The sequence below is a fragment of the Nissabacter sp. SGAir0207 genome (genome assembly GCF_005491205.1).
Classification (GTDB): domain Bacteria; phylum Pseudomonadota; class Gammaproteobacteria; order Enterobacterales; family Enterobacteriaceae; genus Chimaeribacter.
Window position 1 is genome coordinate 52,334 of record NZ_CP028041.1, and the last position, 22,161, is coordinate 74,494.

Here is a 22,161-nt window from a genome sequence, read left to right on the forward strand (position 1 = left end):
GTGCCCTCAGGGGGTGTCTGTCCCTCCGGTGCCTCGCCCCGCTGAAATCTGCCCCAACCGCGGCCCGCATCAACCGTCCCGTCTGCACCCGTTCGCACTCGCGTTGCTCGCTTGCGCTGCGGCTTTGCCGTGCCGGTTGACCCGTGCCTTATCCGGTCGGGGCATATTCGCGGTTGCGGCGAGGAACTCGGAGAGACAGACATCAACCCACGGAGGATACCAACATGCAGGCACAGAACGTCAACGTCAAAACCGCAGCGAAAAATCTAAAGAGACAGGGGGAAACCCCCACGTCAACACCCGCTTTCGCCCGTCATATTGGAGGCAGTATGCAAGACATGATCCCCAGCTATCACAATGCCAAAGAGCGCATCACGTGCTACACCGAGTTGGTGAAAATCACCGCCATTGAAGGCCCGGAGATTTTTCCGGGCACGAAGGCGCTGGCCCATAAGGTGACGGGCGAGCGGCTGACGCGTGACGGTGAGCCAACAGGGCACCTCCTGACGTTCCTCGCCCCGCTGGGCAGGGGGGTGGAAGGGGGGCGATTTCTTAGCCCGTGCCGCTATTACGATCATGAGCCGACCGACGTGTTCATCAACGATGTGCTGGAAGTCATCCTCGACGAGGTGACCAATGACGCCACCGGCTGCACCGAGTTCGATCTGGTTGGCTCTTGTTTTGCCATGAAGTATTTCTCCGATCCCGAGATACGCAATGATCGCCTCTGGCCTGAGTGCTACTTGAACCCGCCCTCACAGGAGGAGGACGCCTTCTTCTGACTAACGCGGCGGCAGGCTTCCCCTGCCGCTGTTAACCGGTGCGCGGCCGGCGGCCGGGTGCGCGCTGCCAGCCCCTCACGGCAGGGCCACCCGGCAAAAGAAAGGGAGCGGCTACGCCGCTCTCTTTCGCCTGCCCCGTGTGCCTTTTTACCGTAGCGGAAGGCGATGCGGCGCTCTGGAGCGGTGGCCGGGGGAGGGGGTTCTCTGTCAGGTCAAGGTCTGGCAGGTCAACGGCCCACCCCCAAAGGGCATGGCCCCCTTCGGCGCCTGACCGGCAGGCCGGCCAGTCGTCAGCCCCACTGCGCTAACCGGCTGTGCCGGTAAGCTCCGCCGAACCCCTGCGGGTTTCGGGCCTGCCGGCTAGGGTCTGATGGCGAACGGCAAGGCTCAACCGCCACGCGCGACTTCCTGGCTTCGCCAGGCGCGCAAAGGCCGGGGACGCTACACTTAGCTCAGCCATTAACAGGAGGTGTGATGAACGTTAAGACGCTCTATGCCAACAACAGGATCGCCTTTCCAGTGGGGATTGTGCTGGCCGTGCTGGGCCACCTGTTTCTGTATACCACCCATGCCATGGCACTGATGTATGTGCCGTGGGTCTGCTGCCTGATTGCCATGCTGTTCCACTACGGTGATCCCAAGCCGCTGATGGTGAAAAGCGGCCTGCGGGCCATGGTCACCGCCCTGCTGGCTCTGGTCGTGTATATCACTTACGTGCTTGCTACAAGGTAAGCATGCCCATGGCCCTGACAGGCGTGCCCGGCGCGCCTGCTGTTTCCTGCCCATTGATTGCCCATGCTGTGTTGCGTGCCCCGTGTGATCCCTGTCCGGGCTGATGCCTGCTTGCCGGGTCGTCGTCGTGTCTGCTCAGGTCAACCGCCTGAACGGCCACCCCCAAAGGGCATGGCCCCCTTCGGCGCCTGACCGGCAGGCCGGCCAGTCGTCAGCCCCACTGCGCTAACCGGCAAGCCGGTAAGCTCCGCCGAACCCCTGCGGGTTTCGGGCCTGTCGGCTAGGGTCTGATGGCGAACGGCAAGGCTCAACCCCGTGCAGCTGGCTTGCGCCAGCGCGTTCACTGGCCATGCAGGCATGGCCGCTAAGGCCCGGCCCGGCGTTGCCGTTCCGGGGTGTCTGCACGTTGTGTGTCCGGTGGACTCCGTCTCACTGTGGCCCCTCGCCCCGCTGAAATCTGCCCCAACCGCGGCCCGCGTCAACCGTCCCGTCTGCACCCGTTCGCACTCGCGTTGCTCGCTTGCGCTGCGGCTTTGCCGTGCCGGTTGACCCGTGCCTTAACCGGTCGGGGCATATTCGCGGTTGCGGCGAGGTTCCAAGTGAGACATCCATCCACCTACAGGAGAACACCAACATGCAGACACACAACGTCAACGTCAACACCGCGACGAAGGAATCCAGTGAGACGGGGGGCAAACCCAGTGGCGCTGGCCGCCAAGGCTGATTGCACGCGCCATGCGCATTGTTTGAAATTCATCCGGCGGCATAGTGTAAAGCAGGCCGCCGGGATATACTGATAGCAGGGATACAGACAGGCTGTGTCCCTGCCCGAAAAGGGTAAACCAATGTCGGTCACTGACATGAATGAACTGAACATCGCCAAAATCAACGCGGAAATTGCCAAGCAGATGGCAGAAACCAGCAAGCTGATGGCAGAAACGAAAAAGCTCCATGCCGAGGCCGTTAAATATAACCGTGAAACTTTCTGGTATCCGCTGGCAATTTCCAGTGGCATCATCGGTGCGGTTGTGACGGTAACTACGCTGATCTTTAAACTCTTGGGCGTCTTATGATGCCGGGGGAGGGGGCGCCCCCTCCCTTATCACCGCACATCTGACCACCCTGTGCGCCGCCGCCCTCCGGTCTGTGCATGGCTGTAAGCCCGCCTAAAACACGGGCAGCCCTGCGGGCCGGGAAAAGCCGGTGCTGACGCACCGGCCTTCTCCCTTCGCCTGCGCTGATCTCCTCCTGGCTTCCTGTGCCTGCTGCTTCTCCTCCTGAGGGAATGCCCCTGACTGTGATGGTGCATCTGCCGGCGTGTTCTCCTGCGGCGGGATCGCCACTGTTCTCTTTACGGCAACAGCAACAGCCACCCCCTGGCCCCCTTCGGCTCCTGACCGGCAGGCCGGCCAGTCGTCAAGCCCCACTCCGCTAACCGGCAAGCCGGTAAGCTCCGCCGAACCCCTGCGGGTTTCGGGCCTGCCGGCTAGGGTCTGATGGCAACTGCCAGGTCAACCCCGTGCAGCTGGCTTGCGCCAGCGCGTTCACTGGCCATGCAGGCATGGCCGCTGAGGCCCGGCCCGGCGTTGCCGTTCCGGAGTGTCTGCATGTTGTGTGTCCGGTGGACTCCGTCTCACTGTGGCCCCTCGCCCCGCTGAAATCTGCCCCAGCCGCGGCCCGCATCAACCGTCCCGTCTGCACCCGTTCGCACTCGCGTTGCTCGCTTACGCTGCGGCTTTGCCGTGCCGGTTGACCCGTGCCTTATCCGGCCGGGGCTGTTTTCGCGGTTGCGGCGAGGTTCCAAGTGAGACATCCATCCACCTACAGGAGAACACCAACATGCAGACACACAACGTCAACGTCAAAACCGCGACGAAGGAATCCAGTGAGACAGGGGGCAAACCCCGTTTTTATCCTTCTGCTTATGAGCCGGGAGTTTCGCTGCGTGAAGATGTCTATCAGACGCAATTTTACCTTGAGGTAGAGGGGCAATATACCTTACCGGAAGATGATTCCGAGCCGGGTTCAGGCAAACGGTACTGCTATGGCGAATGGGAGTTTGGTGCGTTTACCAGCCTGCGCGACGCCGTGCGCAAGATTGAAGCGATCTATGCCCAATGGAAAATCAGCGGGTACAAAACCGATCTGTGCCAGCTGGTTTACGGTGTTCCAGATGGTCACTCTGGACGCTTTGCGCCTGAATTCGTGCGCATCCTTGACCGCCATAACGATCTGGCGCTGGGCGCGGTGATTGATCAGGAGGTGCAATGGGTTACCCCAGTGGCGACGCTGCGCGATTTTGTCGAGGTGATGAATAAAGTCGACTCTTTAAATTACGGCTGGCCTGAAACACGTCAGGAAAAAATACTTGGGCTTTCTCTAATCCATTCGCGTTACTGGAAACATGAAGAAGTCAACGCCCTTATTAACCGCACGGCATCACCCGCCTCTAACGTTTTCTAACTCAGGAGAAAGTATCATGGCAACTTTAGCTTCCCGTTTTGGTTATGTTAATCAGATCCGTAAAGACCGTCCGTTAACGGATGATGAATTGCGCTATGCCGTGCCAAGTATTTTTTCAGAAGAAAAACATGATTCACGCAGTGAACGCTATACCTATATTCCTACCATCACCTTGTTGGACAATTTGCGAAAAGAAGGTTTCCAACCTTTTTATGCCTGCCAGACCCGCGTGCGGGATGCTGAGAAACGCGGGCACACAAAACATATGCTGCGTCTGCGTCGGGAGAACAATATCGTGGGTACTGAGGTGCCGGAAATTATTCTGCTCAACAGCCATGACGGGTCGAGCAGCTACCAGATGATCCCAGGCATGTTTCGTTTTGTCTGCTGTAACGGCATGGTATGCGGTACGACATTGGGCGAAGTTCGCATGCCCCATAAAGGTGATATTGTCAGCCAGGTTATTGAAGGTGCCTATGAGGTGCTGGGTATTTTCGATAAGGTCGAAGCCGGCGCCGAACAGATGAAATCCATTAGCCTGAATAAGTATGAGCAGGAAGCTTTTGCCGGTGCCGCATTAGAATATCGTTATGAAGGCAGTGAGGTTATTCCGGTCACTGAAACCGATGTGTTAAGGCCGCGTCGCTGGCAGGATGATAAAAATGATTTGTGGACGACTTACCAGCGTGTGCAGGAAAACATGATAAAGGGTGGAATAAATGGGCGCAATGCGAAAGGCAAGCGAACCCGAACGCGAGCGATTAACGGCATCGATGGCGATATTAAACTTAACCGTGCCCTGTAGTCACTGGCTGAGAAAATGCAGACGCTGAAAAGCTGAAAACCCCTGCAATCAGGAAAGGCCGGATATAGTCCGGCTTTTTTTGTTGTTGCGGTGTGCTTGCGTCTTTGACCCGATACTGTGACAGGGTGAAATACCGCGCCTGTTAAAGCCAGCCCCCATTGAGGGGGCCGACTTTAATTCCCCTGCCCGCCCCAACGAAAATAAATTTCCGTTGTACCGCTGTCCCCAAAGGGGACGCCCTGGTTAGAAAAAACTTACCCCCATATTCACAATCGACGTTTTTTTCGCTTGCTCCGCGAAAAAAACCGCTCCCGTTCGCTTTACCCCTTGGTGGGGGTAAAACTCACTGGCTTTATCTCATGTGAATATGGGGATAAGTTTTTCGAACTCTGTCAGCGAGGCGTTTGTCTTTGTGCCTTGAGCGATATATATGTGTTATAAATTTTCCTCGCATAACTGTTGCGACGTTCTACCTGTCGCGGTGCAGGGTCGAACCCGGCATTGTATGCCCCCACGGCATTCCAGTTCATCCCCCAGCGTTTAAAGGCCAGCGCCAGGTAGTACGCCCCCGTGTAGATGTTCATGCAGGCGTCTGATTTTAACTGCTGTGGCGTAATACCGAATTGCGCCAGGTGTGGGAAGTTCTGCGAGTCTATTTGCATCAGCCCCGCCCCATATCCGGTGACCGGGTTCTTACCAATGGCGTCAGTCTTGAACCGTGATTCGTTCCATGATATTGCGCGGAGTAAATCGGGATCGATTTTATAATCGCGCCCCGCCATATCAAAACAATCATTGGCTTGGGTGCCGAACGAGAGCACGAGCACCGAGAATAACATAACCTTTCGCATAGTCATTACCTTCAGGGGGCCGGGAATAAACCCCACTATGCCATTTTGGTGGAAAAAAGGAACCCCACGGATATGTGCAAGCCTTAAAAACCGCTATCAAATCGATCATCCTTCTCTTTGGTACGTCATGGGCACACCCCACGCAAGACAGTGTCTTGCAAGATTTTACTTTAAAATCAGTTTGTTAATGTTCTTGCATTGTTTCTTTTTGAGTTTTGGTTAAAAAACTATACTCGCTATGTACTCTACATATACTCTTTTACGAGTATAGCTATACTCTTCTTATACTTACAATTTTAAATCAATTACATATGTAGAGTATACTCTAGAGTGTACTCTATTTTTTGATTATTTTTTGTTTAGAGTGTACTCTAGAGTGTACTCGTGCTATACCTATTCTAAATAATACAATGTCTACCCTATAAATAAGAGGAAACAATGCCAAGAGTACAAGCTTTTCTAAACAATGATGTTATCGAAGAAGTTAATTCAATTGTTGAAAGCCGCCGTGCTGAAGGTGCTTCTAACCAAGATGCAAGCTTCTCTAATACAGTATCTATGTTGGTAGAGCTTGGGTTGAGGGTCTATCGTCTTCAAAGGGAAAATAGAACCGATCCCTTTAATCAAACTGAGTTCAATAAGCTTCTCCTCGATAACGCTGTTCGTGCAAGGATAACAAGTCAAAAGCTATTGGGGGTCTTGTCTTTGCTTCCAGAGCTTACAAATAACGAAAGTTTTTCTTTGGCTCGGGTAATTGAAAAAATCAACGATGAGGCTGATGAGATCAACAGTAAAATGTTTCCGGCACTTGATGACGAAGAGGATAGCAATGAATAGCATATACATTTGTATATCTAATATATATTTAGAATTGGCCTAGTTTAAGTTTACAAGGTTTATTATTTGGCTACTACTCTTTACGATATCCTGCTAAGGGAAATCTTAAAATTAAAGTTATATAAATTTGTAAACCGGTTACTAAATATTTTTACCTTGAGTCTTTGTCGGATTTCTATAAAGTAATTGTAAGTTTATAGAACTGTGATGAATTATCTGAAGTGAAATTTAGAAGGGCAAGAAATCTATATGAACTGAAATTATTAATCGCCAGCATAAGTCGGATTGCGCCCGACTTAGCTGGCTAACCACATCAACCTGACTAGGAGGCTGTTATGGCTGCCCGTGATGCTACGATCTCCTCTGGTAGATCTCAAGTACATTCTTTACTGTCTGATAGTTTTGTGTACTCTTTCTTTGATAGTTCTCCGGATGCCTGGTGTATTCGTGACTCAGTAGGCAGGTTTGTCTACATGAATCCTATCTTTGCGCACTGCCTGGGCGCAAAAAACGCTTCTTTTCTTATCGGTAGAAAGTTAGAGGAGATGACAACTAATTTAGATGGACTTAAAGCCAAGCTATTTAGCTTGGAAAATGATGCTATTCTTTTTTCTTCTAAAAAAACATGCATCGTACCCATGTTATCGCCAAAAGACTCAAGAAGAGTTTTGTCCTCTGCAATTTTTGTTCCTATCAAAAATCCATCTGGCATCTACATAGGCACATGTTGGCAATTGTGCGAGTGTAATATATTCCCATTTAATTCCGTCAAGATTAAAAATATAAAACTAAACGAGCATGACAGGGCGCTTGTCACACCCTATTCTGTTTTTTCGAGGAAGCAATGGGAGATAGCCTGGCCTCTTGTAATGGGGTGGTCAAAGCTGGATATATCTATAAGTTTAGGAATATCAGCCGATCATGTACGTAAAACGACGGTGCTACTTTATTCAAAAATAGGCGTGAATACTTTTGAAGAATTCCAAGCAAAGGTAATAGCCCTGGAGTGGTTAAAAGAAGTACCGGAAAGAACGCCGTATATAACCAATGGTTATTAGGGGTTTTTCCGTTATTACTATTTTCTCGAAAAATGCCCCAGATTTGGGGGGCGACTCTCTAAAAATTTTACTTAATAATGAATTCCACGCCAACCAAGGAGGCTTCGTGAGTGAAAGACTCGTCATCTCAACCCGAGCATGGTGAAACTCTGGTAACAGTGGTGCTCAGCGCAGAAAGTAATGGATTTTTAATTGAGGCGGCCAAAGTGTCCGGCCGCTCAAAAAAGATTGAGGCTCAAATTAGATTAGCCGATCATCTAAAACGCTTTGAGCATTATCTGACCCCTGATGTATTACAGCAGCGGATGGAGGATAAACGACACATTAGTGAGTATTGCCCTAAAGACAAATAATGAAGCCCCTGATAACAACAGTTATAGCGCCTGGATTTGCCTCTGAATGTATTCACGGCGCTATACCGGTGGGTTATTTGCACCGGCTGGCAGACATTATTTTTTACCTCTTATAGGAAATAAACCATGAAATTAGCCATTAATGGTAAGGGTACTCGTATGTCCAATGCTGTGAAACGCCTCTCTGAAAAAGGTCTGGCCTTTATGAATAAACACAACGCAGTTCGCCTGGCAAAATTATCACTGGTGCCGGCTTTGGCGATGCTGATGTTTACCGGCGTAGTGCGGGCAGAGGATTTGGCCGCAGGTGGCCAGCAGACCGTCAGTGATACTTTCGGCGGGGATTCTTCCCTGGCTGGCTGGATTATTTTCGGTGAGATCTTCGTTGGTATCGTCACCTATATCAAAACCCGGAATATCTTCGCCCTGGGCGGTGTAGCCATCGTGATGGTATTCCTGAACGTTGCTTTCGGCCTCGTGGGCTAATAGGAGGCGCGGTGAGTTCGGGTGACGATTTAGCTCAATTCCGTTTCCCGAAAACGCTGTCAGAGCAGAGTCGCTTTCTGGGTCTCCCGCTGGATGAAGCAGTGCCAACACTCCCCCTGATCATCGGGGGACTGTTGACACACAAACAGCTGTGGGGGCTGGGGGCGGCAGTGATGGTATGGCTTCTGATACGCACGGCTAAACGGGGAAAAAGCAGTATGTGGATGTACAACTTCCTCTACTGGTATTTCCCCACCCTTCTTTTCAGAACCGTATTCAAAACTATCCCTGACTCCAGTTTTCGGCAGTGGATCAAATAAGGCGCTGGTATGGAATATTCCGCTTACAACTCGTCAAACAAGGTTCTCGCGATTGGCTTTGCGGCGATGTTTGTGATCCTGGTGCTGAGCCTGGCCGCGACACTGTTTCTGGTTATCCAGAACCGGACGCTGGCGCATGAACAGCGCACGATCGTGACCCCGATGGGCTACAACGCCCCGTTTGCGGTAACGCAAAATCGGGCCGGCGTGGCCTATCTGGAAATGATGGCGGGGTCTTTTATCGCCCTGCGCCTGAATGTTTCCCCTGAGACAGTGGATGCTCAGCATCTGTTCCTGCTCTCGTTTTTTAAACCCGGCGCACAGCCGGCTATCAAGGTGATGCTGGCCGAGGAGGCCGCACGCATCAAATCCAATGAGGTGAACTCCGCGTTTTACCAGACCAGCATCAAGGTCTATCCGCAGGCCAACATGGTCGATATCCGCGGCATGTTGAAGACCTGGATCGGCAGCGGAAAGCCCTTTAGTGAACTCAAACATTACGTCCTGAAACTCGATTACCAGGACGGAATGACCCGCATTGAACAGTTCAAGGAGGTCGATGATGCCGCGCAATAAATGGCTTGCCGCGCTGCTGGCCTGCGTGCCCTGCGTGAGCTGGGCGGTCACCGCGCCGGTGTCGCTCTCCTTTCCCCCCAACGGTCAGTTCGACCTGCCGGTCAGCAATACCAACCCTAACCTGATTGTGGTGCCGGGTGACCGGATTGTGGCTGTTAACAGCGCCGTGGGGACACTGACCGACAAACGCAACACCAAAGAAGGGGCCGCGCTGCTGTCCACTCTTCAGGAGAAGCCCTTTACGTTTTACCTCGAAACCGAACATGGCCAGGTCTTTTCCATCAATGCGCGGCCGGCGAAAGGGGCAGGGCGGAGTTATCGCCTGAGCGGGCAGACGGCAGTCCACCGTGAAGAGGCGCGCAAGTGGGAGACGGCGCAGCCGTATGAGACCACGCTGATTGCCCTGAACAAAGCACTCCGACAGGGACGGATGCCGGCGGGGTATGCCGGTGTGCCGGCAGACCGCGACACGCTGAAAGCCCCGCTGGGGCTGCAAGTCACGGCAGAGACGGCCTGGTCAGGGGATGCACTGCGCGTAGTTCGTGCTCGGATCACCAATCTGGGCACCTTGCCGGCGGTGCTGCGTGAGCAGGATTTCTGGCAGCCGGGGGTGCGGGCGGTGATGTTTGACACGCTGGGCACTGAGCTTCCCGGCGGGGCCACGGCGGCGGTGTATGTGACCCTCGATCAGGAGGCCGGCGATGAACATTAATACCCAGGTCAAACGCAAACAGATTGCCCTGTTCATCGCCTGTGTGCTGGGCATTTCTGCGGTAGCCAGCGGGGCGTGGTATGTGGCTAACCGCGACAAGCGGGCGGCAGACGCAGAGAAAAAAACCGCGGAGCCGGCCCCGGATTTAACCGGCGTGATAGACCGGTCGTTTGATAACAAGGCGCAGCAAAACGCCATTATCCAGGGCCAGATGTCCCAGAACGAGATGAAAAAGGATTTTGAGGAGCTGAAAAAAGAACTCCAGATGCTCAACAAGAGCCGCATGGATGACCAGAAGCGCCTGGGCGATCTGGAGCGTGAAAATGCGCAGCTGCGGGAGAAACAGAATGCGCAGGCAAATACGCCGGTGGCACCGCCGGCCGGGGCTGCCCCCACGGGGGAGCCGCGCCCGAATACCGTGAACGTGCCGCCGCCGACCCAGTTCTATCCGGGCGCGGGCACGCCTGCGGCCACCCAGGTGAGCTACAACACGATGCCGGCGATGCAGGCGCAGAGCGGGATGGATACGACGACCTTCAGTTATGAAGCCCCGGTTAAAAATGCGTTCCCTTATATCCCGTCCGGCAGCTTTGCCAAGGCGATGGTGATCGAGGGGGCGGATGCCAACGCGGCTGTGACCGGCCCACAAAATACCGCGCCGATGCAATTTCGTCTGACCGGCCGTGTGCAGATGCCCAACGACAAGGTGTATGACCTTACCGGCTGCTTTGTGAATGCGGAAGCCTACGGGGATGTCTCCAGCGAACGCGCCGAGGTGCGCACCCGCAGCATCAGCTGCAACATTGGCGATGACGTGATTGACCAGAAAATTGCCGGGCACGTGAGCTTTATGGGCAAAAACGGCATCAAGGGCCAGGTGGTAATGCGCAACGGAAAAATCCTGGGCTGGGCATTTGGTGCTGGCGTGCTGGACGGTATCGGACAGGGAATGCAGAGCGTTGGCTCAACTGCTGTAGGCATTGGCGCTACTGCCGATGTCAGCGGGGGAGATGTGGCCCGCTCCGGTCTGGGCGGCGGAGCCAGCCAGGCGGCAAAGACGCTGAGCGAGTACTACATCAAGCGTGCAGAGCAGTATCACCCCATTATCCCGATTGGGGCTGGCAACGAGGTGACCGTGGTGTTTCAGGACGGCTTTCAGCTGATGACGTTGGCTGAACAGAGTGCCGCAAAGCGAAAAACCAAAAGCGCGGCGCAGGAAGCCAGCATGTCGGCTGCTGAAATTAAGCGCGAAGCAGTCAAGCAGGTAGACCAGCTTAACCTGGGCGATGTGGTGCCCACGATGCCGCCGATGGCGCAGAACTGAGGAGTCATGATGAAACTGATTGCGTTTGCCGTACTGGCCGGTGTCACGGCTGTGCTTACCGGGTGTGCCGGCGTTGACAGTGAGTTCGAGTGTAACGCCACCACGTCTGATCGCTGCATGACGATGGAGCAGGCCAATGAGAAAGCGCGTCTGGCCACCGAGGGCGCAGCGGGAAAGCCGGCTGCGACCGCGCTGCCTACCCTGGTTAACCCGCCGGTGGCGGTGCGCCCGGTAAGCCGTCCGGTCGCCTATACCCGGCCGGTCTCGCCCGCAGCGCCTGTAGTACATCCGGCACCGGTATCGACGCCGGCCCCGCGGCCGCTGACCCGCGTGAGTTCGGCCCCACTTCAGCGCACCGCCCTGCCGGCCCCCAGCTGCGCCCCGCGCCGCTGCCATGATGCGGGCGAAGTACGTCCGGTGCGCACCGCCGAGCGCACCGCCAATGTCTGGATAGCGCCGTATGTCGATACCCAGGATGTGTTTCACCAGCCCGGCCGGGTCTCGTTTGTCCTGACGGCACCCGCCTGGCATATGCCGGCCGTTATCGAGTAAGGGAGCGTTATGGAGCGTATTGTAGGCGCGATCAACCGACTGATTGCCGGTTTCCAGACCCCGGACGGGCCGTTCAGGCTAACCGCACACTGGGGCAGATGAACTACCCCAAGCTCAGCAGCATGTTGCCGTACCGCTTTTACGACAGCACCACCGGGCTGTTTATCAATAAAACCACCGTGGGGTTTATGCTGGAAGCCCAGCCGCTGATTGGCGCGAATGAGCATATTGTCAAAGTGCTTGATGATCTGGTGCGTACCAAACTGCCGCGTGGGACGCCGATTACGTTTCACCTGATGTCGAGCAAAGCGGTAGGCCAGCAGATTGAGGACGGGCTAAAAGACTTTCGCTGGGCGGGGAAACACGCCGAGCGTTTTAACCATATCACTCGCGCCTATTATCTGCGGGCGGCCCAAAACCAGTTCAATAGCCCTACCGGTCTGCCGTTGACGCTGCGCCACTACCGGCTGTTTATCTCTTTTTGCACCAAGCAAAAACGCCGTGATGATACGCAGAAGACGGAAGTGATGCACCTGATGAAGGTGCTCCGCGCCACGCTGGAGTCCGCCAAGATAAGCACCCAGGTGGTTGAACGGGAAGCGTTTGTCAGTGTGTTGTCTGAGATAACCAATCACAACCCGGACACGCTCACCCCGCCGGTCGTCAAAGTGAATGACTACGATGAACTTAACCGCCAGTGCGTCGATCGCACCCTGGATCTGATGGTGACACCGGACAACCTGTTGCTGGGGCTGTCGCCACCGGGCAAACCGGCGACTACCGCCCGCGTGATGAACTTTATGGTGGAGAGCAACCCGGACATCTTTATGCTCTGGCAGGGCGGCGACAACATCAGCAACCTGCTTAACCCGGATTTGACCATTGCCAGCCCCTTTGTGATGACTTTTACGCTGGAAGCGGAAGACCAGGTGAAAACGCAGCGGGAAGCCACCGGGCGTTATCTGGATCTGGATAAAAAGGCCAACAGCACGTACGCCAAGCTGTTTCCGAGTGTGATCAATCAGGCTGCCGAATGGAAGGCGCTGCGTGAGCGTCTGAACGGCAACCAGTCCTGCGTGGTGCGCTACTACTTCAACATCACCACGTTCTGTCAAAACAGCGATGAGGCGGCGCTGGTCTGTGAACAACAGGTTATCAATACCTTCCGTAAAAACGGCCTGACCCTGTATTCACCCAAATATATGCAGATGCGTAACTACCTGGCGATGTTCCCCTTTATGGCCGGGGAAGGGCTATGGGATGACATTAAGTCCAGCGGGGCGACGTGCCGGGCAGAAAGCACGCAGGTGGTGAACCTGCTGCCGGTTGTGGCGGACAACCGCCTGGGGCGCAGCGGCCTGCTGGCACCCTCTTACCGTAATCAGCTGGCGTTCCTGGATCTGTACAGCGAGGGCATGGGCAACACCAATTACAACATGGCAGTGACCGGCACCTCAGGCGCAGGGAAAACCGGGCTGGTGCAGCCCATTATCCGCAGCGTGCTCGACTCCGGCGGGATCTGCTGGGTGTTTGATATGGGCGACGGCTACAAGTCATTTTGTGAAAACGTGGGCGGCACTTACCTCGACGGGCGCACACTGAAATTCAACCCGTTTGCCAATATCACCACTATCAGCGAGTCGGGTGAGCGTATCCGCGACCAGCTGGCGGTGCTGGCCAGCCCCAACGGCACGCTCGATGAGGTGCATGAAGTGCTGCTGCTGGAAGCCGTGATGGCCGCCTGGCAAAGCAAGCAGAACAAAGCACGTATCGATGATGTTGTGGATTACCTGAAGGATGCACGGCGAAACATAGCCGGTGACCAGTCTGAACGCATTGTGGGGCGCATGGATGAAATCATTAAGCTGCTGGGGACATACTGCACCGACGGCATTTATGGGGATTATTTCAACAGTGACGAACCCTCGCTGCGTGATGACGCGCGGTTTGTGGTGCTGGAGCTGGGTGGGTTGCAGGACAAGCCCGCGCTGCTGGCCGCGGTGATGTTCTCGCTGATTATCTATATCGAAGACAAGATGTACCGCTCCCCGCGCACGCAGAAAAAGTGCTGCGTCATTGATGAAGGCTGGAAGCTGCTCAACTTCAAGACAGCCAAGGTGGGCGCATTCATCGAAACCGGCTACCGCACCGTGCGGCGCCACTTGGGGTCGTTTATCACCATCTCGCAAAACATCAAGGACTTTGCCGCAGACGATGCATCCAGTGCCGCCAAGGCGGCCTGGGGTAACTCCTCCTTTAAAGTCATCCTGAAGCAGGATGCAGCCGAATTCAAAGCCTATAACCAGCGCGATCCTGACCAGTTCGGTGAAATAGAGCGGCGCATGATAGGGCAATTCGGCGATGCGAAAGACCAGTGGTTCAGTTCATTTATGCTGCGCATTAATGACATCACCTCCTATCACCGGCTGTTCGTTGATCCGCTGAGCCGGGCGATGTTCAGTTCCCAGGGCAAAGACTTTGAGTACATCCGGGCGCTGCGCGAAAAGGGCACCGATATCCAGGATGCAGTGTATGCGCTGGCAAAGCGTAACTTCCCTGATGAGATGGAGGAGCTGGAAGCATGGCAGATGTAACCCATACCCCGCAGACCGATATGCAGCTGCCGGAGACGGCAACCGCACCGGCATCACAGGCAGAGCCGGCTGCCGCCTCTCGGTCAAAACGTGCCCGTTATCTGAAATGGGCCAGAGTAGGATTCTTAGTTACAGCATTCACAGCACTTAATGCCGGGATCTCGCTGTGGCTTGTGCAGGCACATTCGCCGACCGTGGTCGCGTTCAATATGAAAGGCACGCTGGATGCGTTTATGGATCAGTCTGCCAAAGCCTCGCTGAGCGATGCCCAGGGTGCCGCGCTGGCGAGCCGCTTCAACACGGCCATGACAGAAAGCCTGACCGCGTACCAGGCCGATCATCAGGCGCTGATCCTGGTGCAGCCGGCAGTCGTCGGCGGTGCACAGGACATCACGGCGGAAATCCAGCACGACATCGCCCGGCGTATGCGGGGTGCCCAATGAAAATGTGGAGGGTTTTCCTATCAGGCATCCTGTTGGTTACCGCAACGGCGCAAGCCAAAGATCTGGGCACCTGGGGCGATTTGTACCCCATTACCGAGCCAGATTTACTGACCACTATCCACGACCGTCTTGAAGCGATGGAGGAGAGCGGGGAGCTGGCCAAAAAACAGGATGAGTTTAAACAGCGGGTCATCGAGCACACGTTACGGCCCACCCCGGTGAACGGGCTGGCGATTGCGCAGAAAGACCGCACCTGGTTTGTTGACCCGACCTTTACCGTCTCCCGGGACATCAAGGATGCCCGCGGCGTGGTGTTTGCGCACCGCGGCCAGAAGGTGAACCCGCTGGAGAGCGTACCGTTTGTGCAGACGCTCTATTTTATCGATGCCGATGATGCGCGCCAGGTGGCCTGGATGCGGGCACAGAAGCCTGCGACCGACATAGTGAAGGTGATCCTGGTGAAAGGGGACATTCGTGAGGCGACAAAGGCGCTGGACACGCGCATTTACTTTGATCAGGACGGGGTGCTGACGCAGAAATTCAACCTCAAAGCCGTGCCAGCCCGCGTGACCGCCGCCAAGGACGGGAAGCGCCTTCAGGTGGATGAGTTTGCCGTGGAGGGACAGCCATGAAACGCCTGATGTTGTGCCTGGTGCTGATGTTTGGCATGAACTCGCTGGCACAGGCCGCTGACCCGGAATGCGAGGGGCGGTTTGTGAACCCCATTACGGATGTCTGCTGGTCGTGTATTTTTCCGTTGTCTATCGGCAGTGTGGCGGTGTCATCCGGGAGCGTGCCGGACACGGCCAACCCGTCCAGCCCCATCCAGATTTGCCCGGTAGGCATTTTATACCGTGTGGGGCTGGCGATTGGTTACTGGGAGCCGATGGCGCTTACGGACGTGACGCGGTCACCTTACTGCATGGTGAACCTGGGTGGTTTCAACCTGAACGTCGGGAAAATCGGCACCGGCACGGCCGGCCAGAGTGACAAACCCACGGCCGGCGCGTTCTATCACGTCCATTGGTACAAATACCCCGTGACCTACTGGCTCAACATCATTACCTCACTGGGTTGCCTGCAATCCGGGGACATGGATATCGGCTATCTGAGTGAACTTGATCCGATGTGGAATGACAGTTCGCTGTCGCTGATTATCAGCCCGGAGTCGATGCTGTTCGGCAACGTAATAGCACAGGGGGCGTGCGCGGCCGATGCGCTGGCCAGCGCCGTCAACAAGCCGCTGGATTACCTGTTCTGGTGCGCCGGCTCCCACGGCAGCATGTACCCCTTTACCGGCTACACCTCCAACGAATTCAGCCCGCTGCAATCCTCGGTGCTGCTCTCTGAGCGTATGGCGTTCAAGCTGCACCGCCAGGGGCTGATCATGAACTCCATCGGGCAGGACACGGCGGTGTGTTACGAGTACCCCTCACCGATTATGCCCAAAGAGCGCTGGCGCTATCAGATGGTGAACATGTACCCGGATGTGGCCCAGTGCCACCCGGTAGGCCAGACCGTGATGCGTTGGGAAGCCGGTCATAACCCGCCAAACAGCCGCAAAAACTTCGGGTATCTAATGTGGCGTAAACGTAACTGCGTCTTTTTATAGGAGGGAGACATGAAACACATTTTCGGTGTGATGGCAGCGGGCCTGGTAGTCAGCAGTGCATGGGCGGCTCCCTCTGAAACACAGGATTTTATCAACCAGCAGATCAGTGCCGGCGAGTCAGTGCGGGAACATGCGCCGGCCCTGAACTTCTCCCCGGCCCCGGCCACCCCGTTGAGCGGACAGGACGGTGCCTGGTTGAACAGCCTGAAACAGCGCCGGCAACAGATGCAGGCCGCGGGTGGCGAGGAGAAGCCGGTGCCCAAGGCGCTCTACTTTGTGTCGTTCTCTATTCCACCGGAAGGCGTGAAGACGCTGATTGAGGATGCGGCACGTTTTGGTGTCCCAGCCACCTTGCGCGGGCTGATTAACAACGATTTCCGCCAGACGGCGACCGCGATTTTTGATTTGGTGAAAGAGGATAAGCGCGGTGGGGTGCAGGTCGATCCCACGGCGTTTACCACTTACGGCATCAAAGCGGTGCCAGCCCTGGTGGTGATTTGCCCCGGCACCTATGACCGGGTGTCAGGGAATATCCGTCTGGCGCAGGCGCTGAAAAAGGTGGCGGAAGAGGGCGAGTGCGCAGATGTGGCAAAAGCGCTGTTAACGGCGGCAGGTGAAGAATGAGGACGGTGGCCGGGGTGATGATCATGCTAATGCTTGCTGGCAGCAGCCGGGCCAACGGTGACTATGACGCGGGCAGCCAGTACGCGGGTAGCGTGCAGAACAAAGGCACCCAGGCGCTGAGCAATTTTAAGCCAGCCGACACTCTGCCGAACTATAACGCCAGACCCAGCGAGAGCGGCTACTACGGCGGCGTGACCACGCCCAGCACCAACCTCGATACGCAGGGTAACCAGGTGCTGACCAACAGCGAGGCGGGAAGGCGGTGACCAGCTCGATGCTCAATAATCCGGCCGAGGCGATTTCGATGGACGCGCCATTTATTGCCGCCGGCACGGATGCGCAGAGCACAGCGGAGAGCGTTACCAACGGCACCTTTGATAACTGCACGGCGGCGTCCGTGAACAAATCGGTCTTCACCAACTATGTCTGTGAGCGCGATACCAATGTGTCCCAGACCTGTACGCGTACCGCATCCATCACCGGGCATTACGAAGATTCGACCGAACTGCGCACGCTCACTATTGACTCGTCCTCACTGCGTTTTGTCGTGACCAACGGGCAATTCATGGTGTCCTACCCGATGCTAGCTGGACAGGTGATGAGCGCCAGTATCAGCTATTCCTGGAAAAACCTGGCATTTGGTAATTCGGCCTGGTTTATGACCGTCACGGCCCTGGGCCAGCGCGTGGCAATGAACAATGAGAGCGGCAGCGCGAGTCTGCCCATCGGCCAATCCTTTGCCGAAGGCGAGGGCATGCCGATTGTCGTGCTTAACCGGGCCGGGGATGTCGCCAGCACCGCCACTATCTGGCAAAACAAAAACATGAAGTACCACTTTGTGCTGACTCTGATGGTACGCGTCGCCACAAAAGCCTGGGTGCCCACGGTGGCCTGGTCTGAAAACTGCCCATTCGATAAAGCACAGGGCGCGCTGACCAGCACGGAATGCACGGTTGCCGGCGGCGATCGCAGCGTGGTGGTCGATGGGAAAACGTACACGGTACACAGCGACTGCTGGGGCTATACGGATACCTACCGTACCCAGACTGCGGATGAAGGTAGCTGCGCGCCTTATGTCAATAACGCCGCCTGCACACTGGCTACCCGCCAATGTGCGTACTCACTTGACGGCTTTTGCCTGCATGAGAACGCCACCTACTCGTGTGAAACCAAGGTCTCCGGCAGCGGCATGCTATGCGGCGGGCAGTTTTTCTGCACGGACGGCTCCTGTGCGCAGGTTGCCTCCGGCAATACCAATGACTTCAAAACCGCCATTTCCCAGCTGGCCGCCGTGGCCGCCGCCGGCAAGGATGTGGCTGAGCTGAACGGTATCAACGTGCGCGCTTTTACCGGCAACGGACAGTCCTGTCGCAAAGCGTCAGCCGGTTTTAACAACTGCTGCAAAGGCGGGGGCTGGGGCAGTGATGTCGGGCTTGCCCACTGCAACAGCGAAGAAAAGGCTCTGGGGCAGGCCCGTGAACGGTTACTGACAGTAGATGTGGGTGAATATTGCAGCACCAAGGTGCTGGGCGTATGCGTTCAGAAAAAGCGCGCCTATTGCGTGTTTGAATCCAAGCTGGCGCAAATCGTCCAGCAGCAGGGCCGGCAGTGGCAGCTGGGCATCGGGTTCGGTGACCCGGAGTCACCTGACTGCAACGGCATCACGGTTGAGCAGTTACAGGCCATCAATTTTGAGAAACTCGATTTCTCGAATTTCTACGCTGATCTGGAAAACGGCTCGGCTATTCCTGAAGACAATGCGCTGATTGAGCGGGTGAAATCGCAGATTGCCGCGAAAGTGGAGGCCGGGACGCAATGAAAAAGACGCTGTTAATGCTGCTGGCGTTGTCTCTGCCCGCCCACGCGCAAGATGCCCCAGACACGACGCTCACCGACCCGCAGGGCTGGCACTGGTACAACGAGCCGCAGGAGGAAGAGGAGCCGGAGGCAACCGCCCCCTCACCGGCACCGGCGATGTCTGCGATGGAGCAAATGGCTGACCTTCAGAAGAAAACCAAAGAGTCGCTGGCGATAGCCATTATGGAGCCGACCGTGGAGAACTTCGCACGCTTTAAGCGCTATCAGGATTTCTGGACGGAGCAGGCCGGCAAATTCAGCATGGTGGCCCAACAGTCGATGCTGGCGCACCCGGAGCTGGACTACAACCTCAAATACAGTCACTACAACGGCACGGCGAAAACCCAGCTGGCCGCCGATCGGGCACAGGAAAAGACGGCCATTGCACAGATCGCCTCCCGGTACGGGGTGTTTTTCTTCTACCGCGGCAAAGAGCCGATGGATAACCAGTTGGCGCAGGTAGTGAAAAGCTTCAGTGAGAGCAACGGCATCGCGCTTATCCCGGTGTCGGTTGACGGCATGCTGAGTTCGTCTTTGCCCAATAGCCGGTATGACAGCGGGCAGGCGCAGCGGCTGGGCGTGTCGTTTTTCCCGGCCATGTTCCTGGTTGATCCCAAAGGAGAGCGCATCCAGCCGCTGGCCTATGGCTTTATTTCACAAGATGACCTGGCCCGGCGTTTTTTAAACGTCGCCACCGGTTTCAAACCTAACTTCTGAGGCGCGGATGATGAAAAAAAGCCTGTTAGCCCTGTTGTTGCTGTCTTCACTGGCCCATGCCTCTACCTGGGAGGAGATCGCCGCGCTGGACGCGGAAAAAAGCGCTGTTTCAGCACAGCCGGCCGCGCCCGCCTCAGTCTCTACCACCGCAGCCCGACCGGCCCGCTGGCTGCCGCTGTCCAATGGTCAGCGGGTAAACTTGGCTAACTGGAAAGTCGTGGTGTTTATCCAGTCCAGCTGCCCCTACTGCCATAAATTCGACCCGGTGTTAAAGGCCACGGCTGAGCAGCATGGCTTTGAGGTGATGGCCTTTTCACTCGATGGCCAGGGGGACCCGACGTACCCGTCTCCGCTGATGGCCACGCCGGAGGTCATGAAAGAGTTCTTTGCCGGGCTACCGGTCGCGACCCCGACGACATTTCTGGTCAACGTGAACACGATGGCCACCTTCCCGCTGTTGCAGGGCGCGGTTGAGCAGCCGATGTTTTTAAGCCGGCTTGATGAGGTGTTTCTGTTTGCCCTGCAAGGAGGCCAGCAATGAAAACGTGGAAAGGCATGGTACTGGGGGCGCTGCTGGTCACGCCGGCGGCGATGGCCGATGTGAACAGCGACATGAATACCTTTTTTGGCAAGCTGGGCTTTGAGAGCAACACCTCCTCGCCACAGGTCTGGCAGGGGCAGGCCGCCGGCTACGCCAGCGGCGGCTCGCTGTATGCGCGCAGTTCGGTCAAACAGGTGCAGCTTATCTCGATGGCGCTGCCGGATGTGAACGCCGGGTGCGGCGGCATCGATGCCTACCTGGGGTCGTTCTCATTTATTAACGGCGAGCAGTTCCAGCGTTACGTGAAGCAGATCATGAGCAATGCCGCCGGCTATTTCTTCGATCTGGCCTTGCAGACCACGGTGCCGGAGATGAAACAGGCCAAAGATTTCCTGCAAAAGATGGCCTCGGACATCAACAGCAGCAATATGTCTTCGTGTCAGGCGGCGCAGGGTATTGTCGGCGGGCTGTGGCCGCGTACCCAAGTCGCCCAAACCAAGGTCTGCCAGGACATCGCCGGCGAATCCAACCTGTTCTCTGACTGGGCGGCGTCACGCCAGGGCTGCACGGTGGGCGGGGAATATAACAGCGTCACGGATAAGGCCGGTGCGGCAGAGAAAGATCAGGTGCTGAAAAACAAAAACCTGATCTGGGATTCCCTGGAGAGTAACCGGGTGTTTGACGGCAACCGCGAGCTGAAAGAGTTTGCCATGAGCCTGACCGGGACGCTGATTTTCAACAGTGAAGGCGGCATTACCCCGCTCTCCCGCTGACCACCAACCAGGACATTCTGACGGCGATGATGAACGGCGGCAGCGCCAAAATCTATGCCTGTGATACCAGTGATCTTTGCCTGAACCCCACGCTGAGCACGGTCACCATCAGTGCCGCCAATGCGCTCAACGGCCAGGTGCGCGCCATGCTCACCAGTATCCAGAGCAAAGCCATCACGGATGAGGCGCTGACGGAGAAAGAGAAGGCTTTATCTCGTCAACCAAGGTGCCGGTGCTGAAGTATCTGGTAGACCCGCAGTCACTGGGGTGGCGAACACCCTGCTTTACCAGCTGGCGACTACATTAGCTATGACATCCTGATGCAGTATATGACGGAGATGATCCAGCAGGCGCGGGTGATGCTGGCTGGCAAAAACTATCCGCAGCCGGCGATGGATGTGCTTCAGGCAAGCCTGACTGAAGCGGGCCAGAATATTGCGCAGATGCAGACCCGCGTGCAGGTGCAGCAGGACGCGCTGATGGTGGTTGACCGCCAGATGAACTACATGCGCAGCAGGTTTCCAGCAACCTGCTTACCCAGTATCAGGACAACTACCGCTTCGGGGGCTACTAATGGATACCATCTACACTATTTCCGGCGGCGCATGGTATCGCGACTCGCTCAATGCGGTCGCCACGTTTATGCAGAGCAGCGGATGGGAAACCATTGCCTCGATTGCCGGGACGCTTTCTGTGGTGGCGACCGCTATCGCGTACATCAAAGGGCGTGACCTGATGCTGTATATGAAGTGGATGGGAGCACTGGTGCTGGTCACCAGCGTGCTTATCAACGTCAAGCGCCGGTGCAGATTATCGATTTGTCCGCGCCCACCGAGGTGTATCAGGTGGATAATGTGCCGGTCGGTATAAGCGGGCCATTCAGCCTTATCACCTCTATCGGCATAACCTGGTTGAAGCGTATGAGTTGGTCTTTCACCAGCCGGATGCACTGAGCTACAGCAAAACCGGGATGCTGTTCGGCGCGGATTTGATGGGTAAGAGCACGGATTTCCTCTCCACCAATCCGCAGATCACCGCGCTGTTTTCCAGTTACGTCCAGAACTGCGTGGTGGGTGACATAATGCTCAATCACAAATACACCCTGTATGAGCTGATGAACACCACCGACCCCTATTCACTGATTTTCTC

At 56.0% G+C, this 22,161-nt stretch carries 25 protein-coding genes and 2 pseudogenes; 26 read left to right on the forward strand and 1 reads right to left on the reverse strand.

Translation table 11 applies throughout. The features are described from left to right. The first annotated feature begins 224 nt into the window (after nt 1-224). The 5 genes from C1N62_RS22750 (at nt 225) to C1N62_RS22770 (ending at nt 4,782) form a co-directional block, all read left to right on the forward strand. Nucleotides 225-782 (forward strand): hypothetical protein, encoded by a 558-nt coding sequence (locus C1N62_RS22750; RefSeq protein ID WP_137766000.1) that lies wholly within the window; start codon nt 225-227, stop codon nt 780-782. Nucleotides 783-1,256: 474 nt separating this feature from the next. After that, nucleotides 1,257-1,514 (forward strand): hypothetical protein, encoded by a 258-nt coding sequence (locus C1N62_RS22755; RefSeq protein ID WP_137766001.1) that lies wholly within the window; start codon nt 1,257-1,259, stop codon nt 1,512-1,514. Between the two features lie 845 nt (nt 1,515-2,359). Next, nucleotides 2,360-2,587 (forward strand): hypothetical protein, encoded by a 228-nt coding sequence (locus C1N62_RS22760; RefSeq protein WP_137766002.1) that lies wholly within the window; start codon nt 2,360-2,362, stop codon nt 2,585-2,587. Nucleotides 2,588-3,353: 766 nt separating this feature from the next. After that, on the forward strand, nt 3,354-3,977 hold the full coding sequence (locus C1N62_RS22765; protein ID WP_137766003.1) for a hypothetical protein: 624 nt from the start codon (nt 3,354-3,356) through the stop codon (nt 3,975-3,977). Between the two features lie 16 nt (nt 3,978-3,993). Further along, entirely contained in the window at nt 3,994-4,782 is a 789-nt protein-coding gene (locus C1N62_RS22770) for a DUF932 domain-containing protein (RefSeq protein ID WP_137766004.1), read from the forward strand. Nucleotides 4,783-5,174: 392 nt separating this feature from the next. Here C1N62_RS22770 and C1N62_RS22775 read toward each other — a convergent pair whose 3' ends face one another. Next, nucleotides 5,175-5,633, reverse strand: a complete 459-nt coding sequence (locus C1N62_RS22775) for a transglycosylase SLT domain-containing protein (protein ID WP_137766005.1) — start codon at nt 5,631-5,633, stop codon at nt 5,175-5,177. A gap of 438 nt (nt 5,634-6,071) precedes the next feature. Here C1N62_RS22775 and traM point away from each other — a divergent pair, with 438 nt between their 5' ends. From traM to C1N62_RS23460, 21 genes and pseudogenes are all read left to right on the forward strand, one after another. Beyond that, entirely contained in the window at nt 6,072-6,470 is a 399-nt protein-coding gene (gene traM, locus C1N62_RS22780) for a conjugal transfer relaxosome DNA-binding protein TraM (RefSeq protein ID WP_137766006.1), read from the forward strand. A gap of 335 nt (nt 6,471-6,805) precedes the next feature. Continuing rightward, nucleotides 6,806-7,528 (forward strand): PAS domain-containing protein, encoded by a 723-nt coding sequence (locus C1N62_RS22785; protein WP_137766007.1) that lies wholly within the window; start codon nt 6,806-6,808, stop codon nt 7,526-7,528. 110 nt (nt 7,529-7,638) lie between these two features. Next, entirely contained in the window at nt 7,639-7,881 is a 243-nt protein-coding gene (locus C1N62_RS22790; protein WP_137766008.1) for a TraY domain-containing protein, read from the forward strand. Between the two features lie 126 nt (nt 7,882-8,007). Further along, a complete protein-coding gene (locus C1N62_RS22795; RefSeq protein WP_240775872.1) occupies nt 8,008-8,367 on the forward strand; it encodes a type IV conjugative transfer system pilin TraA in 360 nt (119 codons plus the stop codon). Nucleotides 8,368-8,378: 11 nt separating this feature from the next. Continuing rightward, nucleotides 8,379-8,687, forward strand: a complete 309-nt coding sequence (traL, locus tag C1N62_RS22800) for a type IV conjugative transfer system protein TraL (protein WP_137766009.1) — start codon at nt 8,379-8,381, stop codon at nt 8,685-8,687. Between the two features lie 9 nt (nt 8,688-8,696). Then, on the forward strand, nt 8,697-9,263 hold the full coding sequence (gene traE / locus C1N62_RS22805) for a type IV conjugative transfer system protein TraE (protein ID WP_137766010.1): 567 nt from the start codon (nt 8,697-8,699) through the stop codon (nt 9,261-9,263). Beyond that, nucleotides 9,247-9,975 carry a type-F conjugative transfer system secretin TraK gene (gene traK / locus C1N62_RS22810; RefSeq protein WP_137766011.1) on the forward strand — a complete coding sequence of 243 codons (729 nt, stop codon included), beginning with the start codon at nt 9,247-9,249 and terminating at the stop codon, nt 9,973-9,975. Before traE ends, traK begins: the two co-directional genes overlap by 17 nt. Beyond that, nucleotides 9,965-11,299, forward strand: a complete 1,335-nt coding sequence (gene traB / locus C1N62_RS22815; RefSeq protein WP_137766012.1) for an F-type conjugal transfer pilus assembly protein TraB — start codon at nt 9,965-9,967, stop codon at nt 11,297-11,299. The genes traK and traB overlap by 11 nt, the downstream gene beginning before the upstream one ends. Before the next feature lie 9 nt (nt 11,300-11,308). Next, a complete protein-coding gene (gene traV / locus C1N62_RS22820) occupies nt 11,309-11,851 on the forward strand; it encodes a type IV conjugative transfer system lipoprotein TraV (protein WP_137766024.1) in 543 nt (180 codons plus the stop codon). Nucleotides 11,852-11,860: 9 nt separating this feature from the next. Then, a pseudogene (traC, locus tag C1N62_RS22825) lies at nt 11,861-14,445 on the forward strand (type IV secretion system protein TraC). Beyond that, complete coding sequence (gene trbI / locus C1N62_RS22830) at nt 14,433-14,888, forward strand: type-F conjugative transfer system protein TrbI (protein ID WP_240775869.1); 456 nt, start codon at nt 14,433-14,435, stop codon at nt 14,886-14,888. The pseudogene traC and the gene trbI overlap by 13 nt, the downstream one beginning before the upstream one ends. Continuing rightward, the gene (gene traW / locus C1N62_RS22835; RefSeq protein WP_370465640.1) at nt 14,885-15,520 is read left to right on the forward strand and encodes a type-F conjugative transfer system protein TraW; all 636 of its coding nucleotides are present in this window, start codon (nt 14,885-14,887) and stop codon (nt 15,518-15,520) included. Before trbI ends, traW begins: the two co-directional genes overlap by 4 nt. After that, on the forward strand, nt 15,517-16,500 hold the full coding sequence (gene traU, locus C1N62_RS22840; protein ID WP_137766014.1) for a conjugal transfer pilus assembly protein TraU: 984 nt from the start codon (nt 15,517-15,519) through the stop codon (nt 16,498-16,500). Before traW ends, traU begins: the two co-directional genes overlap by 4 nt. Nucleotides 16,501-16,509: 9 nt before the next feature. Beyond that, a complete protein-coding gene (trbC, locus tag C1N62_RS22845) occupies nt 16,510-17,124 on the forward strand; it encodes a type-F conjugative transfer system pilin assembly protein TrbC (RefSeq protein ID WP_137765963.1) in 615 nt (204 codons plus the stop codon). Then, entirely contained in the window at nt 17,121-17,390 is a 270-nt protein-coding gene (locus C1N62_RS23450) for a hypothetical protein (protein WP_240775874.1), read from the forward strand. Before trbC ends, C1N62_RS23450 begins: the two co-directional genes overlap by 4 nt. Continuing rightward, the gene (locus C1N62_RS22850) at nt 17,387-18,943 is read left to right on the forward strand and encodes a conjugal transfer protein TraN (RefSeq protein ID WP_240775875.1); all 1,557 of its coding nucleotides are present in this window, start codon (nt 17,387-17,389) and stop codon (nt 18,941-18,943) included. The genes C1N62_RS23450 and C1N62_RS22850 overlap by 4 nt, the downstream gene beginning before the upstream one ends. Beyond that, complete coding sequence (gene traF / locus C1N62_RS22855; protein WP_240775870.1) at nt 18,940-19,698, forward strand: type-F conjugative transfer system pilin assembly protein TraF; 759 nt, start codon at nt 18,940-18,942, stop codon at nt 19,696-19,698. Before C1N62_RS22850 ends, traF begins: the two co-directional genes overlap by 4 nt. 7 nt (nt 19,699-19,705) lie before the next feature. Further along, nucleotides 19,706-20,239, forward strand: a complete 534-nt coding sequence (gene trbB / locus C1N62_RS22860; RefSeq protein WP_240775871.1) for a type-F conjugative transfer system pilin assembly thiol-disulfide isomerase TrbB — start codon at nt 19,706-19,708, stop codon at nt 20,237-20,239. Next, nucleotides 20,236-21,586, forward strand: a pseudogene (gene traH / locus C1N62_RS22865) (conjugal transfer pilus assembly protein TraH). Before trbB ends, traH begins: the two are co-directional and overlap by 4 nt. Continuing rightward, nucleotides 21,586-21,882 (forward strand): conjugal transfer protein TraG N-terminal domain-containing protein, encoded by a 297-nt coding sequence (locus C1N62_RS23455; RefSeq protein ID WP_137766015.1) that lies wholly within the window; start codon nt 21,586-21,588, stop codon nt 21,880-21,882. The pseudogene traH and the gene C1N62_RS23455 overlap by 1 nt, the downstream one beginning before the upstream one ends. A gap of 55 nt (nt 21,883-21,937) precedes the next feature. Next, a partial coding sequence (locus tag C1N62_RS23460; protein ID WP_240775876.1) for a conjugal transfer protein TraG N-terminal domain-containing protein occupies nt 21,938-22,161 on the forward strand: 224 nt, incomplete at its 3' end.

Bases quoted from the DNA above. Each gene is read 5' to 3' on its own strand.
- C1N62_RS22750 (WP_137766000.1), top strand. From the start codon at position 225: ATGCAGGCACAGAACGTCAACGTCAAAACCGCAGCGAAAAATCTAAAG.
- C1N62_RS22755 (WP_137766001.1), top strand. From the start codon at position 1,257: ATGAACGTTAAGACGCTCTATGCCAACAACAGGATCGCCTTTCCAGTG.
- C1N62_RS22760 (WP_137766002.1), top strand. From the start codon at position 2,360: ATGTCGGTCACTGACATGAATGAACTGAACATCGCCAAAATCAACGCG.
- C1N62_RS22765 (WP_137766003.1), top strand. From the start codon at position 3,354: ATGCAGACACACAACGTCAACGTCAAAACCGCGACGAAGGAATCCAGT.
- C1N62_RS22770 (WP_137766004.1), top strand. From the start codon at position 3,994: ATGGCAACTTTAGCTTCCCGTTTTGGTTATGTTAATCAGATCCGTAAA.
- C1N62_RS22775 (WP_137766005.1), bottom strand. From the start codon at position 5,633: ATGCGAAAGGTTATGTTATTCTCGGTGCTCGTGCTCTCGTTCGGCACC.
- traM (WP_137766006.1), top strand. From the start codon at position 6,072: ATGCCAAGAGTACAAGCTTTTCTAAACAATGATGTTATCGAAGAAGTT.
- C1N62_RS22785 (WP_137766007.1), top strand. From the start codon at position 6,806: ATGGCTGCCCGTGATGCTACGATCTCCTCTGGTAGATCTCAAGTACAT.
- C1N62_RS22795 (WP_240775872.1), top strand. From the start codon at position 8,008: ATGAAATTAGCCATTAATGGTAAGGGTACTCGTATGTCCAATGCTGTG.
- traE (WP_137766010.1), top strand. From the start codon at position 8,697: ATGGAATATTCCGCTTACAACTCGTCAAACAAGGTTCTCGCGATTGGC.
- traK (WP_137766011.1), top strand. From the start codon at position 9,247: ATGATGCCGCGCAATAAATGGCTTGCCGCGCTGCTGGCCTGCGTGCCC.
- traB (WP_137766012.1), top strand. From the start codon at position 9,965: ATGAACATTAATACCCAGGTCAAACGCAAACAGATTGCCCTGTTCATC.
- traV (WP_137766024.1), top strand. From the start codon at position 11,309: ATGAAACTGATTGCGTTTGCCGTACTGGCCGGTGTCACGGCTGTGCTT.
- trbI (WP_240775869.1), top strand. From the start codon at position 14,433: ATGGCAGATGTAACCCATACCCCGCAGACCGATATGCAGCTGCCGGAG.
- traW (WP_370465640.1), top strand. From the start codon at position 14,885: ATGAAAATGTGGAGGGTTTTCCTATCAGGCATCCTGTTGGTTACCGCA.
- traU (WP_137766014.1), top strand. From the start codon at position 15,517: ATGAAACGCCTGATGTTGTGCCTGGTGCTGATGTTTGGCATGAACTCG.
- trbC (WP_137765963.1), top strand. From the start codon at position 16,510: ATGAAACACATTTTCGGTGTGATGGCAGCGGGCCTGGTAGTCAGCAGT.
- C1N62_RS23450 (WP_240775874.1), top strand. From the start codon at position 17,121: ATGAGGACGGTGGCCGGGGTGATGATCATGCTAATGCTTGCTGGCAGC.
- traF (WP_240775870.1), top strand. From the start codon at position 18,940: ATGAAAAAGACGCTGTTAATGCTGCTGGCGTTGTCTCTGCCCGCCCAC.
- trbB (WP_240775871.1), top strand. From the start codon at position 19,706: ATGATGAAAAAAAGCCTGTTAGCCCTGTTGTTGCTGTCTTCACTGGCC.
- C1N62_RS23455 (WP_137766015.1), top strand. From the start codon at position 21,586: ATGGATACCATCTACACTATTTCCGGCGGCGCATGGTATCGCGACTCG.